This window comes from Nonomuraea aridisoli, assembly GCF_003236395.1.
Lineage (GTDB): Bacteria > Actinomycetota > Actinomycetes > Streptosporangiales > Streptosporangiaceae > Nonomuraea > Nonomuraea aridisoli.
In genome coordinates this window covers 1-13,450 of the sequence record NZ_POUD01000263.1, presented here as the reverse complement: position 1 = coordinate 13,450, position 13,450 = coordinate 1, and the positions used below count along the sequence as shown (strand labels likewise).

14 protein-coding genes and 3 pseudogenes are annotated in these 13,450 nt (G+C 68.1%); 5 read left to right on the top strand and 12 right to left on the bottom strand.

All coding sequences use genetic code 11. From position 1 onward, the window contains the following. Window positions 1–14: 14 nt before the first annotated feature. The 6 genes and pseudogenes from C1J01_RS38870 to C1J01_RS38845 all read right to left on the bottom strand — a co-directional run. Window positions 15–730 (bottom strand): annotated as a pseudogene (locus C1J01_RS38870) (IS5 family transposase); the annotation flags it as partial. Between the two features lie 19 nt (window positions 731–749). Then, window positions 750–1,082, bottom strand: a pseudogene (locus tag C1J01_RS53305) (DUF2637 domain-containing protein); the annotation flags it as partial. Window positions 1,083–1,124: 42 nt separating this feature from the next. Next, on the bottom strand, window positions 1,125–2,465 hold the full coding sequence (locus tag C1J01_RS53300; RefSeq protein ID WP_181449210.1) for a tyrosine-type recombinase/integrase: 1,341 nt from the start codon (window positions 2,463–2,465) through the stop codon (window positions 1,125–1,127). Between the two features lie 239 nt (window positions 2,466–2,704). Then, the gene (locus C1J01_RS38855; RefSeq protein WP_111183955.1) at window positions 2,705–3,331 is read right to left on the bottom strand and encodes a thiopeptide-type bacteriocin biosynthesis protein; all 627 of its coding nucleotides are present in this window, start codon (window positions 3,329–3,331) and stop codon (window positions 2,705–2,707) included. 202 nt (window positions 3,332–3,533) lie between these two features. Further along, window positions 3,534–4,193 (bottom strand): TetR/AcrR family transcriptional regulator, encoded by a 660-nt coding sequence (locus C1J01_RS38850; protein ID WP_111183954.1) that lies wholly within the window; start codon window positions 4,191–4,193, stop codon window positions 3,534–3,536. A gap of 339 nt (window positions 4,194–4,532) precedes the next feature. Continuing rightward, window positions 4,533–5,195, bottom strand: a complete 663-nt coding sequence (locus C1J01_RS38845) for a hemerythrin domain-containing protein (protein WP_220040313.1) — start codon at window positions 5,193–5,195, stop codon at window positions 4,533–4,535. 464 nt (window positions 5,196–5,659) lie between these two features. On the opposite strand from C1J01_RS38845, the gene C1J01_RS38840 reads away from it, so the two are divergent. The 4 genes from C1J01_RS38840 to C1J01_RS38825 all read left to right on the top strand — a co-directional run bounded on the left by C1J01_RS38840 (window position 5,660) and on the right by C1J01_RS38825 (window position 9,406). Further along, a complete protein-coding gene (locus C1J01_RS38840; protein ID WP_111183952.1) occupies window positions 5,660–6,220 on the top strand; it encodes a DUF308 domain-containing protein in 561 nt (186 codons plus the stop codon). A 1-nt stretch (window position 6,221) separates the two neighbouring features. Then, window positions 6,222–7,658, top strand: a complete 1,437-nt coding sequence (locus tag C1J01_RS38835; RefSeq protein ID WP_111183951.1) for a dihydrolipoyl dehydrogenase family protein — start codon at window positions 6,222–6,224, stop codon at window positions 7,656–7,658. A 236-nt stretch (window positions 7,659–7,894) separates the two neighbouring features. Next, a complete protein-coding gene (locus tag C1J01_RS38830; RefSeq protein WP_220040312.1) occupies window positions 7,895–8,788 on the top strand; it encodes an alpha/beta fold hydrolase in 894 nt (297 codons plus the stop codon). 189 nt (window positions 8,789–8,977) lie between these two features. Continuing rightward, window positions 8,978–9,406 (top strand): organic hydroperoxide resistance protein, encoded by a 429-nt coding sequence (locus tag C1J01_RS38825; RefSeq protein WP_111183950.1) that lies wholly within the window; start codon window positions 8,978–8,980, stop codon window positions 9,404–9,406. A 350-nt stretch (window positions 9,407–9,756) separates the two neighbouring features. On the opposite strand, the gene C1J01_RS38820 is transcribed toward C1J01_RS38825, so the two are convergent. The 3 genes from C1J01_RS38820 to C1J01_RS51560 are packed head-to-tail and all read right to left on the bottom strand — an operon-like array spanning window position 9,757 to window position 10,723. Then, window positions 9,757–9,963: a hypothetical protein gene (locus tag C1J01_RS38820; RefSeq protein WP_111183949.1), complete on the bottom strand. Its 207-nt coding sequence runs from the start codon at window positions 9,961–9,963 to the stop codon at window positions 9,757–9,759. 17 nt (window positions 9,964–9,980) lie between these two features. Next, window positions 9,981–10,148: a hypothetical protein gene (locus tag C1J01_RS51565; protein ID WP_220040311.1), complete on the bottom strand. Its 168-nt coding sequence runs from the start codon at window positions 10,146–10,148 to the stop codon at window positions 9,981–9,983. Between the two features lie 56 nt (window positions 10,149–10,204). Beyond that, on the bottom strand, window positions 10,205–10,723 hold the full coding sequence (locus tag C1J01_RS51560; RefSeq protein ID WP_220040310.1) for a Rossmann-fold NAD(P)-binding domain-containing protein: 519 nt from the start codon (window positions 10,721–10,723) through the stop codon (window positions 10,205–10,207). Between C1J01_RS51560 and C1J01_RS53860 the strand changes: the two are divergent. After that, window positions 10,704–11,382, top strand: a pseudogene (locus C1J01_RS53860) (MmyB family transcriptional regulator). The gene C1J01_RS51560 and the pseudogene C1J01_RS53860 overlap by 20 nt on opposite strands. Window positions 11,383–11,446: 64 nt before the next feature. Here the strand turns inward: C1J01_RS53860 and C1J01_RS38805 are convergent. From C1J01_RS38805 to C1J01_RS53855, 3 genes are all read right to left on the bottom strand, one after another. Continuing rightward, window positions 11,447–12,253, bottom strand: a complete 807-nt coding sequence (locus C1J01_RS38805) for an oxidoreductase (protein ID WP_111183948.1) — start codon at window positions 12,251–12,253, stop codon at window positions 11,447–11,449. Window positions 12,254–12,346: 93 nt separating this feature from the next. After that, a complete protein-coding gene (locus C1J01_RS38800; protein ID WP_111183947.1) occupies window positions 12,347–13,210 on the bottom strand; it encodes an enoyl-CoA hydratase/isomerase family protein in 864 nt (287 codons plus the stop codon). Between the two features lie 85 nt (window positions 13,211–13,295). After that, complete coding sequence (locus tag C1J01_RS53855) at window positions 13,296–13,448, bottom strand: BBE domain-containing protein (protein ID WP_220040314.1); 153 nt, start codon at window positions 13,446–13,448, stop codon at window positions 13,296–13,298. Between the last annotated feature and the right edge of the window lie 2 nt (window positions 13,449–13,450).

Here is a 13,450-nt window from a genome sequence, read left to right as displayed (position 1 = left end):
TCTTGGACGGCGTCTCATTTGGTGAGTCGGCGGTAGCTGATGAGGGCTGCGGCGATGGCGACGAAGGATGCGAAGTGGTCGGCTCGGCGTTCGTAGCGTCGGTGTAAACGGCGGCAGCCGGCAAGCCAGGACGCGGTGCGTTCGACGACCCAGCGATGGCGTCCCAGTCGGCGGCTGGACTTGATGCCTCGGCGGGTGAGGTGCGGGATGATGCCGCGGCTGCGCAGGAAGGCGCGTAGGTGCGGGTAGTCGTAGCCCTTGTCACCATGGAGCTTGGCGGGCCGGCGGCGTTGTGGTCCGCGGCGGGAGCGGATGGGCGGGATGCTGCGTATCAGCGGCTTCAGCGCCAGGCTGTCGTGGGTGTTGGCGGCGTTGATCGCGACAGCGAGGGGCAGGCCGGTCCGTTCGGTGATGAGGTGGATTTTCGACCTGTTCTTGCCGCGGTCGACAGGATTTGGACCTGTCAGGTGCCTCCTTTGGCCGCCCGTACGCTGAGGGAGTCGATCGCGCATCGCGACCAGTCCAGCTGGTCGCGGGCGGCGAGTTTGTCCAGCAGGATCCGGTGCAGCTTGGCCCATACCCGTGCGGCGCTCCAGTCGGTGAAGCGGCGGTGCACCGTCTGCCAGGAGGCGCCGAAGACCGGCGGCAACTGCCGCCAGGCGTATCCGGTGGTGGCCACGTACACGATCGCCGCCAAGATCGTCCGATCGTCGACCCGCCGTCGGCCGCCCGATCAACGCTGCGCTCGGCCAGGCCGCGATGAGGCGGCCGATCAGTGTCGGCTCGGCAACCGCGATGTTGGCGCCGAGGCTGGCGAGGCTGCCGACCAGCAACATAGTCCACGCCAGGACGCTGCCGCGGGAGCCGTTCCGGTTGGCCAGAAGGATGGACATCGAGGCGACGACGATCGTGCCGTCGACCGCGAGCGGGATGAGCACCGCTGCCAAGTGGTCTTCACCGTGCCGAAGACACAGTTCGTGCATGTGGCGGAAGGAGACGACCGCCGCGATCATCGCGAGCAGGAGAATTGCAATAATCGTCGTGCGTTGGATACGGAGTACGGCCCGACTATTCGGCACCATCGCCGCGCCTCCCTGCCCCAGATCTTTTATGGGCTGCTCCATTCACCTCGCCGACCGGTTTCGGATCTTCGAGAACGCGTCCAGTGCGGTCTCGTCTGCGTCATCCAGTGTGTGGAGGTACTTCTCGGTGGTGGCGATCGAGGCGTGGCCCAACCGCTCTTTGACGACCTGCAGGTCAGCGCCTCCCGCCAGCAACCAGGAGGCATGGGCATGCCTCAGGTCGTGGATCCGAACGGTGATCCCCAGGTCGGCTTCCTTCAGTGCGGGCTTCCAAATCTGACGCCGGAACCAGTCGGCAGAGATGTGACCGTCAGTGGCTCGTCGTCGTGGTTCGCGTGGGCTGTCCTTCCCTGAGGACCGTCGGTCGGCGCGGTAGATGGCAAACGCTGATCGGCAGTGCTCGCAGCGGCACTTGCCGGCCGTATAGGCGCTCAGCGTGCCGTGCCGGTAGCTCCTTCCCTTCTCATTCGGCTCGGTGAGGCCCAGCTCGGCAGGATTGGGCGCTAGCCGGAGTATCGGCTTGGCCTTCGAATCCTGCGTCCAGACGAACAGGAGGTCGTGAGCCCCGAGTCCTTCCTCTTGGATGTGCGCCTCGAGCTTCGCCATGATCTGCGCGGTGAGCTTGAAGCGTCGGAATTCCCTGTCCTTCGGGTACTCCTTGACGATGAACCGTCCACCGGTGGGATGGAACTTCGGGTTCACCTCGACGACCGCGCGGGAGACGGTGAGTATCCGAGACCTCTGCGCCAGATCCTTCACCCGCAGCTCGGTCAGTTCACCCCACCTCAAGCCGGTCTCGATCGATGTCTCAACGAGAAGCCGCGAGTCGGCATCGGGAAGCGCCCGGTAGAGCACGTCGAACTGCTCAGGCGTGATGATCGTCCGCGGCTTCCTGGGCACCGGTGGCGTCTTCACACCTCGACAGGGGTGCAGGTACGTCACCTGGTCGTTGAGCGCCGTTGTGAAGATCGCGCTCAGCAGCACCTTGGCGTATTTGATGGTCGCCGGGCTGACACCGTTCTTCTTCATCGTCGCGACCCAGGCTCGGACGTGCTCAGGAAGGATGTCGATCATCCGCATCTCGCCGAACTCTGGAATCAGATGGCGGTGGATCGTGTACGTGTAGCTCTGCCGGGTCGTGGCTTCGATCTCGTGGTTCGGCAACCACGTGTCGAGGACGTACCGTTCGAAGGTTTGCCGGCCTCTCCGCGGGTCCCCCACCCGTCCCTGCGCGACGAGGCTCTCAGCGTCCCGCCACGCTCTGTCGGCCTCCTTCTTGCTGGAAAATGTGCCGGCGGACTTCTCCTTGCCCTTGAGGTCGAGGTAGTAGGCCGTGTACCGAGGCTTACCGTCTCTGCCGGTGCGCTTCCGCGAGAATCCCAACCTGTCGATCGCCTCCTTGATCGTCTGACCGTCGTTTGACCGTGAGACCCGCTGTCACCAATGGGCACCCAAAGCCATCGATGGGTGTCGCGACACCCCCTTCTACCTGCGATTTTACGGCTGACAAGCGATCTGACCAGGGGGTCGTATGAACGCGTCACCCCCGTTCGGGACGAAGAGGTCGTGGGTTCAAATCCCGCCACCCCGACAGTGTTACCGCAGGTGAAGGGCTTGATCTGCTAGGCGGATCGGGCCCTTCTTCTGTTCCTGGGAGAAATTTGGGAGACGACCTTGGTCGCCGTCCCGTCGCGCCACCGAGCGAGCTGCCGCCGCATGCTCGCCTGCAGCACGTCGCGGCGGTCAGGAGGGGGCGCGTCGCGGTGGTCGGCTACCTGGGCCCACACGTCTGCCTGCTCGTACCAGTCGAGCCCGGCGGCGCGCAGCATCGTCGTGCACAGCAGGATCGACAGTTCACGGCGATGCGCGCCGCCGCGGCCGGGATCGGCAAGGTGGGCGAGCAGGTGCCGGCTGTCGTGGTGGAAGAGGCGGTGGGCGCACGCCATGCCGTCGGCGCCGCCGAAAGCGTGGGTCTCGGGCTCGTAGACGACGTCGGTCACCGCGTCGATCAGGCGGGCGCGGGCGAGGTCGTCCAGGCGGTGCCGCAGGTGCGCGTGTGCCCGATCCGTGTCGTGGCGGGGCAGGTAGCGGATGCGCCAGCAGGGTGCTTTCCGGATGAAGAACCACGCGTTGACGAGCTGCTCGTCTTCGGCCGCGGTCAGCAGCGGAGCGACATGGGCCACCGCGGTGCGCTCCGCTGTCTGCCAGTCGGGGAAGGCGACGTTGATCTGTCGCCACGGGCCATCCATGTGCGTTGCCTCCAGCAGGGGTCAGGCCAGGAGGAGGGCGGTGTCCCAGCCCGACACCACGGCGCCGGTTCCCACGGCGTGCAGGGCGAGCGCGGCGCCGGCTGCGCCTTCGAGAAGCCCGCGCTGGGCGACGCTGTGGCACGGGTACGCGGTCCCTCCATGTCATCGGGCCACCTGTCGTGTTGGCGCCTGGGTTCGTCCGTCAACGGCGGGATGGGGAGGCTCCGGCTTGCTGCTCTGTAGTGCCGCTGGAGGGGGTCGTCTCTGGCGAGGTTGTCGAGCCGGTGCGCGCCAGGAGGATTCCCTCGACGCCCTGCAGGAAGGTTTCGGAGACGAGTACGGGGTCGAAGAGGCAGCCGGCCGCCATGGCGCCGTCCCTGAGCAGGATGAAGTGTCGGGCTGCTGGGCCGGCGGGCGCGTCGCCGATCTGAGCCAGCAGCTCCGTGACGGTGTCCAGGAACCACTGGCGGTGGGCCAGAACGAATTGGCGGATCGGATGGGCGGGGTCGGCGTATTCGGCCGCCGCGTTGAGGAAGGCGCAGCCGCGGAAACCGGGAGACTGGATGCCTTGGGTGATGGATCGGGCGACGGCACGGACTTTGTCGACGGCTGACCGGCTGCTCGCCTGGGCAGCGGCGACCTGTCCCCGGATTCCTTGGTCGGCTTGGCCGAGGTAGGCGAGGACGAGGTCTTCCTTCCCCGTGAAGTGCCGGTACAGCGTGGCCCGAGTCACGTTCGCCTCTGCGGTGATCCGGTCGATGCCGACGGAGTGGATTCCTTCCGCGTAGAAGATTCTGGTCGCTGTGCTGAGTAGCCGCGCTCGCGCTTCGGAGGTGCTGCCGCCCTTGGTGCTTGAAGTCATCTCTCCAGGTTAACTCACGAAGAGGTAGAACGTTCGGTATTGGCATCCCTTGGCCGACGCGTCGAGGCATGCCTGCACCCACATCGAGCCCGTCCGTTTCGACCGACCTCACCGAACGACGCGTCGTGCCGCGACCAGCACGGGTCCGCCCGGCACCGTGGGAAACCGCCGTTCGTCGTCGAGGTCTAGGGACTGGACGGAGAACGGAGTTGGCACGGCACCCGGGGACGGCACGGCTTACGAGCGGACAGGGCGAACGTCCGGCGTTCGGGGTCCTGCTGCATGGCCTGGGTGAGGCACTGTCGTGTGCCTGCGGAAGCTTCAGCGGCTGAGAGCTGGTCAGGCCCGTCCCTGCAACCGCTCGCGGTGGCTGGCGTACTCCTGCGGGCCGACGATGGAGACGATGTCGAAAATCTCGGCGGGGACGGTGCCGCGCACGAGCTCGTACATCTCGGGGTCGATGTCGTGCAGCAGCATGCCGAACAGCAGGGCGTGGCTCGACGGGGGCAGATGGGCGAGACCGTGCTGGCCGACCTCAGCGAACTCGGTGGCGCTCAGGTGGTTGTCGATGAGGGAAAGTATGCCCGCCTCCTCGGCCGTGAGGTGCACCTCCAGGGTCGGCAGGAGGTCGCGCAACGAGCGGACGGCCGCGTCACGGCTTGCCTGGTCCGGTGTGGCTCGCCACTGCTTCATCGCGGTGTTGACGGCGTCCAGCCGTCGGTCGATCTCATCGTGTTGGGACTGCATCGAGTCGAGCAGCGGGGCGACGTCGGCGGGGGCTCGTTCCTGGAGCTTCGGCCAGAGAAGGGCGTCCTCGGCTGCGTGGTGGGCGTGCAGTAGCCCTGCGACGAGATCGACATGGTCGGCGACCACCGTCGCGTGGCTCCCGTCTCCCGGTTCCACGTTCTCCGCCAGGCCTGGCATGGCCCGGAACTCGCGCCGGAACATGTTGTGAACGGCGATCATTTCTCTGCTGTCGGCTCGTTCTGCGGCCTTGGACATGAGCAGTCTCCTAAAACAGAGGGCCACCTCTGGTCAGTTGTCTCTGACAGGTAAGGCCCGGGTTTTGTCATCACCGAGGAGCTCGACCTCCCGGATCAGTGTCCTGATTCGTGGGCGAGCCTCCGCGTTCCGCAACAGGCTACATCAGGAGACAGAACGTTCGGTACCGTGCTGGAGTTTGCCGGGCGACAGCGATTTGGGCCAGCAAGAGGGAGAACGTTCGGTCTTGACGTGTGGCGATGTTCCTGCCAAGCTACGGGGCAGAACGTTCTACCTCGTGATAGCGGGTCTCCGGCGCTCGCCATATACGGCAGTGGCCACCCGGGCGCGCTACGTCCTGACGCCCAGGCAGGACCGCGTGATCGCGCCGGTCCGGGGAGATGCGCGGCCGGCCTGATCGGAGAAGGCCGACTAGAGCAAACCCTGAAGTCTTCCTCCCTCGAACATCCACCGAAAGGATCAAAGTGAGCACCATCGCTGCTCCATCCGATACCACCAGAGCGGCCTCTGCCCTGCGACGGCTGTACTTCGTCCGGTTCGCGTTCGCCATCGTCTGGGCCCTTGTGATGTTCACCATGGCTACGAAGCTCAGTCCGGTTGCGGCCGTGCTCCTGGTGCTGTACCCGCTGTTCGACGTCGGTGCGGCCGTCGTCGACGCGAACGCCTCGCGCGCCACTCGGTCGCCGGTGCTGCTCTACGTCAACATGGCGGTCAGTCTTGTCGCGGCTGTCGGCGTGGGCGTCGCCTCCGCGTCCGGCATCCCGGCCGTCCTGCGCGTGTGGGGGGTTTGGGCGATCGTGTCCGGGCTGGTCCAGCTGATCGTGGCTGTTCCCCGCCGCAAGATGGGTGGCCAGTGGCCGATGATCCTCAGCGGCGGCATCTCGGTGCTGGCCGGGGTGTCGTTCGTCGCGTCGGCCGGCGCGGCCCAGCCCACGCTCGCCAGCGCGATCGGTTACGCCATCCCGGGCGGCATCTTCTTCCTCATCTCGGCCCTGCGCCTGGGCCGCGCCGCCAGGCAGGGCTGACATGGACGACCACACGTACGACGTCATCGTCATCGGCGCGGGCCCGGTAGGCGAAAACGTCGCCGACCGGGTGGTGCAGGGCGGGCTGAGCGCCGCCATCGTCGAGCGGGAGCTGGTCGGTGGTGAGTGCTCCTACTGGGCCTGTATGCCGACCAAGGCATTGCTGCGGAGTACGGCCGCGCTGCGGGCGGCCCGGCAGGTGCCGGGAGCGCGTGAGGCGGTGACCGGTGACCTCGACGTCACGGCTGTGCTCCGCCGACGTGACACTTTTGCGGCGCACTGGAAGGACGATGGGCAGGTGTCCTGGCTCGACTCGGCCGGGATCACGCTGTACCGGGGCCAGGGGCGGATCAGCTCCGACCGGGTTGTCGAGGTCACCGATGAGTCCGGCACCGCGTCGCTGACCGCGCGGCATGCGGTCGTGGTGGCGACCGGCAGCGCCGCGCTGCTGCCGGACATCCCCGGTCTGCGCGAGGCCGGGCCGTGGAGCAGCAGGGAAGCGGCCGCCGCGAGTGCGATCCCCGGCCGGCTCGCCGTCATCGGCGGCGGCGTCGTGGCGTCGGAGATGGCCACGGCGTTCGCCGCCCTGGGATCGTCTGTGACGATGCTGGCCCGCGACGGTGTACTGCCGAGCGCGGAGCCGTTCGCCGGAGAACGGGTCGCCGAGTCATTGCGGGACGCCGGTGTCTCGGTGCTCCTCGGCGCGGAGGCCGGGGCCGTGAAGCGTGACGGCGACGGTACGGTGCGCATCACGCTCACCACCGGCGAGGACGTCGAAGCCGACGAGGTACTCGTCGCGATCGGCCGCATGCCGAACACCCAGGACATCGGCCTCGGCGCCGTCGGTCTGACGCCGGGTGCCTGGCTCACGGTGGACGACACGCTGCGGGTTCTCGGAGATGACGGGGCACCGCTGGGTGACGGGTGGCTGTACGCCGCCGGAGACGTCAACCACCGCGTGCTGCTGACCCACCAGGGCAAGTACCAGGCCCGCGCCGTGGGCGATGTCATCGTGGCGCGCGCCAAGGGAGAAGCGGTCGACGACAGCACGTGGGGCCGCCACGCCGTCACAGCTGACGAGCGCGCGGTGCCTCAAGTGGTCTTCACCGAGCCGGAGATCGCATCGGTGGGACTGACCGCGGCCGCGGCCGAGGCCGCCGGCTTCCGAGTCCGCGTCGTCGACTACGACCTGGGTGCCGTCGCAGGATCGGCCCTTCACGCCGACGGATACCAGGGGCACGCCCGCATGGTCGTCGACGAGGACCGCAAGGTGATCGTCGGCTTCACGCTCGTCGGGCCCGATGTCGCGGAACTGCTGCACGCCGCGACGATCGCGGTCGTCGGCGAGGTTCCCCTCGACCGGCTGTGGCACGCGGTTCCGGCGTACCCCACGGTCAGCGAAGTCTGGCTGCGGCTGCTGGAAGCGTACGGCCGCTGATCGCCCGCCCGAGGGGGTGGCAGAGAGGGCGACTCGGTTATTGACAGGGGGTACCGCGTTGTCGCGTACTCCCGCGCCGGCTATGGCGCGTCGGCTCCGGCGCCCGGACGTACGGTTGTCGGCACCGCCGAGGAGTGCCGCCTCCTGATGGACCATCTGGGCTCAGGTCCAGAACATGATCATTTTGTCGCGGCCGACCACTGACCAAGGCCGGAATCTTGAGCAGGCGGATGAGGATGGATACCGAGAAAGATGCCGTTTCAAACAGGCTCGAACGCGCAGCCATGACAGAATTTCCTTTGCACAGCACCGTTTACGTCTTCGTGCACGGCGCCTGGCACAGCTCGGCGCAGTGGGCGCCGACACAGCGGGCACTCGCCGAGCTGGGTGCGGCCAGCGTGGCTGTGGACCTGCCCGGGCACGGGTTCGACGCGCGTCTGCCGTCCGGTTACCTGCTGCCCGGCCAGCCTGGTCTGCTGACCGAGAAGTCGCCGGTCGCCGGCGTGACGATGGACGCCTGTGCCGACGCGGTCGTGACCGTCTTGCGGCAGGTACGCCGCTACCACACGGTTGTACTTGTCGCGCACAGCGCTGGCGGCGGCCCCGCCTCCTTGGCTGCGGAGCGAGCGCCCGAACTCGTCGACAGAGTCGTCTACCTGTCCGCGTTCGTTCCCGCCGGACGGCCGAGGTTCATTGACTACTTCGGCTCGCCGGAGAACGCCACCGCGTCCGGGCAGAACGCGTACCTCGGTGATCTCGAAGCGATCGGCGCCCTCCGCATCAATCCGCTGTCACCAGACCCCACCTACGTAGAGGGACTGAGGGAGACCTACTACCACGACACGCCTGCAGACCGCTTCGACCGCTGGCGCTCCGCGCTGAGCCCCGATCTGCCACTGGCCATCCCCCTGACCCCGATCACCCTGACTGCGCCGCGCTGGGGGCGGATACCGCGGACCTTCCTGCGATGCGGACAGGACCGGGCTCTGACACCGGCGGCGCAGGATCTGATGATCGCGGAAGCCGACAAGTCCTTCCCCGACAACGCGTTCACCGTGCGCACTCTCCCCGGCGACCACAGCCCGTTCGCTTCCCGGCCGCGCGAACTCGCCGCTGCCATCGTCGCGTGAGCGAATGATCCACTCCGGTCGTGAATGCGGGTCACCCCGGACTCGCAGCGGGTTCCTTCCACGCCGCCACTGGCGGTGTATAGAACGTTCAGTCTTGTGACTCGCTCTAGGGGCTCGCCGTAGCCGACTACGCGCTGCCCCACCATCCCCGGCGCTTGTTGTGCCGCAAAAGAAAGGAACCGTAATACCATGAGCGAACCTCTTTACGTCGGCATTGCCACCTCCACCGGCGACGGCAGGGCGGGAGGGCAGGCGAGGACCAACGACGGCCTGCTCGACATCTCCCTGGCGATCCCGAAAGAAATGGGTGGCCCCGGTGGCGCGACCAACCCCGAGCAGCTGTTCGCGGCGGGCTGGGCCGCGTGCTTCCACTCGGCGCTCAAGGCCGTTGCGGCACAGCAGAAGACCCAGATCAGCGACTCCGCGGTCGTCGCCGAGGTGCAGGTGCACTCGACATCGGAAGGCGGGTTCAGTCTCAGCGCCGCACTGCACGTCGAACTGTCCGGTGCGGAGCAGGCGGCGGCCGACAAGCTCGTCGAGGCCGCCCACGCGATCTGCCCGTACTCCAACGCGACCCGCGGCAACATTCCGGTGACCGTGGACGCGACCGTCGCTTGATAACGGTGGCCGGGCTGATGTGGACTGTCAGCCCGGCCGTTTCGGCCGAATCATTCGGCAACGGCGATCTGGCCGTCTGTGTTGGAGAACTCGGGTTCCAACGCCTCCACCGACGCCGTGATCGCTTTCCGGAACCGTTACAACGACGAACGCCTCCGTCTCATTGTCGGTCTGCACCGCCTCATCCGAGAAATACACCGGCAGCCTGCCCGGTCAGAAGACGGCGGCGATGCCGGCGCACTCGGCGATCGGTGTGCATGCTGGCATCGGCGTCAACGTTGCCACTAACCGTACCCACGCAGGATGGCGTGACAACCAGTTCTCCTACCTGCGCCGTATCGACAAAGCACTCACAAGCGGGCAGTGCTCAGGCCGGTGGCGGTGACGTGGTGGCGGAAGCTGCCGAGGATGCGGTGGATGAGGCCGTGCACGCGCAGGCGCCGCAGGCCGTAGGTGATCTGGCTGCCGGTCATGAGCTCGGGACGTTTCCCGAGCAGGGGCGCCAGGTGGCGGCGCAGGTCGGCGTGGGTGAAGCCGTGGGGCAGCAGGTGCGGCACGGCCCGGGCAGTACGTTCTAACGCGACGCGCCCGCACGTTCCAACAGCTCGGCGGTCGCCTCCCACAGGCGCCGCTCCCGGTCGCGGTCGTGGGCGACCGGCTGCACCTCGGTCAGCTTGGTCTTCACCACGAACGCGCCCTCGTGCAAGTGTGCCCACTCGTCGTCGAGGGCCATCGCAGCCAACAGCGGCCCCGAGCGTCGCGGCGTCGACACGCCGGGTACACGGCCCAAGGCGCGGCTCATCGCCTGAAACGCCGCGGGCACGCTACGGCCCAGCGCGGTGCCGGGCATCCAGCCGGGTTCGAACACCGACACGTTGATCCCGGCGCCGGTGCGACGCTGCAGCTCATGGGCGTAGTACAGGATCGCCAGCTTGGAGTTAGCTTGCGCCAGACATTGGCGTGATAGGCGTTCGAGCCGAGCAGCACGACCCGCGCCGGGGCGGTGAACGAACCGAGCAGGTCGCCGATGAGCTGGGCGTGGGCGAGGTAGTTGACGGCGAAGGTCAGCTCGTAGCCATCGGGCGAGGCCCGCCGGGTGTCGCCCGACATGGTGCCGGCGTTGGCGACCAGCGCGCGCAGCGGCCGTACGGCGCCGGCGGCGAGCAGGTCGCGCACGGTGGCCGCGGCGGCACGGACGTCGGCCGGGCTCGACAGGTCGCAGCCGATCTCGCGGACGCTGCCGCCACGCGCGCGGGCCTCATGGCGACCGCCGTCAGGTCCCGCGCCCGGCCCGGACATGGTGCCGTCGCGGGTCACCCCGAGCGTGCAACGCCTGCTCGACCGGCTGTCGCACACCCCGGTCGTCGTGTACGACGCGAGCTGGACCCTCGTGCTGGCCAACGCGCCCTACGACGCGCTCATGGGCGAGACGAGCACCTGGCGCGGCCTGGAACGCAACGCCGTCTGGCGCAACGTCGGCCGCCTGCCCTCGCGGGTCGTGCACACCCCGCGGGAACAGGCCGAGCATGAAGCCCGGCTCGTGGCCGACCTGCGCCTGACGGCCTCGCGCTACCCCGCCGACAGCCCGCGCTTCGCCGAACTCTGGGACGCCCGCCCCGCCTCCGACCGACACGTCGCGGCGAAAGACCATCGACCACCCGGCGGCCGGGCCGACCACCCTCGACTGCGACACGCTGTTCGTCGCCCTGGATGACCTGCGCATCACCGTCTACACCGCTGAACCCGGCACCGAGGACGCCGACCGCCTGGCCCTCGCCATCGTCCTGGGCACCCAGTCGCTCGCTCTGACCAACGTACGTCCGGGGTGCCGGGCGACCCGCCATCGGGCGTGTCAGCTTGCTGGGTGCGGTGCAGTCACCGGGTGGTCGACCTGGAGGCGGGCGTTCGTATCCATGAAGAACGCGCGGTCGTCCCGTCCACGAGGCACTCGAAGGTGCCGATGTTGCGCAGCGTGAACGCTCAGCCGGTCTGGCGGGAAGCGGTGGACCGTCGGTGTCCGAGCCGGTCAACGGCGGTGCGTCAGAGGGTGGGGAGAATGCCTCCGTCGACCGAGACGGTGATGCCGGTGAGGTAGGAGGCGCGTGGGGAGGCGAGGAAGGTGATCACCTCGGCGGCTTCCTCGGGCCGACCTGGGCGGCCGAGCGGGGCGGCGAGGCGCTGATGGAACTCCTTGCGGACGGTCTCCAGGTCCTGGCCGGTGCGTTCTGCCGCCTGTCGCAGGCTTGTTTCCACGGCGTCGGTCTCGATGACGCCCGGCATGACCGCGGTGACCCGCACGCGGTGCGGGCCGCAGGCGAGCGCGAGGCTCTTGCTGTAGGCGTTGAGTGCGGCCTTGGCGGCGGCGTATGGAGCGCCGTTGGGCTGGGGGTAGCGGGCGGCGTTCGATGACACGTGGACGACCGCCCCATGGCCCTGTGCGATCATGTGCGGGACCAGGGCGCGGTCGAGGCGGACGGTGGACAGCAGGTTGGCTTCGAGGTTGGCCAGCCAGTCCTCGTCGGTCGCAGCGAGGACGCCGTCGGGTACCTGGATGTTGCGTCCGACGTTGTCGATGAGCACGTCGATGCCGCCCAGAAGGTCGAGTGCCGCGGCTGCCGCCTGCTGGACTCCGCCGGGGGTGTTCAGGTCGGCGGTCACCAGGTGCACTCCAGCGGGGACCGCGGCCGGGTTGCGGGCGACGGCGACCACGTGTGCGCCGGCCGTGACCAGGCGGCGCACCGTGGCGGCGCCGATGCCGCGGGTTCCTCCGGTGACGACGGCACGTGCACCGTGCAGGCCGAGATCCGCGCTCGGATCGGGGAGCAGGGACGGACGGGTGGCGGACATGGCGCTCCTCAGATGATGGGTGGTGGTGCGGAGGCGGAAGGACGTGCAGTCCGATGAACCAGAATCGGAAGGCGGATCAGGTGTGGACATCGGTCAGTTGGTGGCGTTGAGGATCTCCTCCAGACGGCGTTCGCCCTCGCGCGTCTGGGCTCCGGCCGCGAGCTGCCTGTGCGCGAGCACGGCGGCATCGGGTGTGAACAGGCCGGTCAGCACCTCGTTCTCGATGCCGAGCCCCTCTTTCGTGACCTGGGCAGCCGCGGCGTTCACGGCGATTTTGACCGCTGCGACGATCTCCGGACGCAGCCGTGCGATGCGGCGGGCCAGGGTGTTGACGAAAGCGTCGAGTTCGTCGGCCGGCAGTGCGCGGTTGACCAGCCCGTAGGCGGCGGCGAGTTCGGCGTCGATGAGCTCGCCGCCCAGGATGAGTTCCAGGGCGCGGGCGCGCCCGGCGAGCTTGGTGAGGTACTGTGTACCGCCGCCGCCGGGAATGATGCCCATGAGGGTCTCCGGCTGAGCCTGCCCGGACCGGCCGATCGCGGCGAATCGCAAGTCCAGGGCCATCAGGAACTCGTTGCCGCCGCCGCGGGCCAGGCCGGCGAGCTTGCCGATGGTGACCTGCGGCAACGCGCGCACCTCCTCGTGTACCACCTGCATGAGGTTCATCGCCGGCGGCACGGGCGCGTCGGGAACGGCTGCGATGGCCGCGCCGGCTGCCTCGATGGCCGCTTGCGGGTTGGTGATGAAGCCCATGTCGCCGTGCGCGATGAAGAAGTCCGGGTCTGCGCTGTCGAACACGATCACCCGGACATCGTTGTCGTGGCGCACCCGGGCGACGAAGGCACGCAGTGACGGCAGAAGGGTGCCGTCGGCCAGGTTCAGCGGCGGGTTGTCGATGGTGACGGTGGCGACGCCGTCGGAAACGGTGACCCGGATTCCAGCCAGCTCTTCGTATGACATGATCAGCTTCTTTCTGTGATCGTCTACCTGGGTTTCGATGGACGCAGGCAGTGGGCCGCCTGTGTCAACGGGTGGGTCGCCGGGTTCAGGACGGGTCCGGCAGAGGGATCGCACGGAAGACGTGGTCGGGATCGAAACGGCGTTTCACCGCCAGCAGCCGCTCGGTGTTCGGGCCGTAGGCGTGTGCGATCTGTGCGACCTCGTCATCCCCGAGCAGGTTGGGGTAGCCGCCCGGCAACG

Excerpts from the sequence above, each read along its gene's own strand:
- C1J01_RS38855 (WP_111183955.1), bottom strand. The coding sequence starts at position 3,331 with ATGGATGGCCCGTGGCGACAGATCAACGTCGCCTTCCCCGACTGGCAG.
- C1J01_RS38850 (WP_111183954.1), bottom strand. The coding sequence starts at position 4,193 with ATGACTTCAAGCACCAAGGGCGGCAGCACCTCCGAAGCGCGAGCGCGG.
- C1J01_RS38845 (WP_220040313.1), bottom strand. The coding sequence starts at position 5,195 with ATGTCCAAGGCCGCAGAACGAGCCGACAGCAGAGAAATGATCGCCGTT.
- C1J01_RS38835 (WP_111183951.1), top strand. The coding sequence starts at position 6,222 with ATGGACGACCACACGTACGACGTCATCGTCATCGGCGCGGGCCCGGTA.
- C1J01_RS38830 (WP_220040312.1), top strand. The coding sequence starts at position 7,895 with ATGGATACCGAGAAAGATGCCGTTTCAAACAGGCTCGAACGCGCAGCC.
- C1J01_RS38825 (WP_111183950.1), top strand. The coding sequence starts at position 8,978 with ATGAGCGAACCTCTTTACGTCGGCATTGCCACCTCCACCGGCGACGGC.
- C1J01_RS38805 (WP_111183948.1), bottom strand. The coding sequence starts at position 12,253 with ATGTCCGCCACCCGTCCGTCCCTGCTCCCCGATCCGAGCGCGGATCTC.
- C1J01_RS38800 (WP_111183947.1), bottom strand. The coding sequence starts at position 13,210 with ATGTCATACGAAGAGCTGGCTGGAATCCGGGTCACCGTTTCCGACGGC.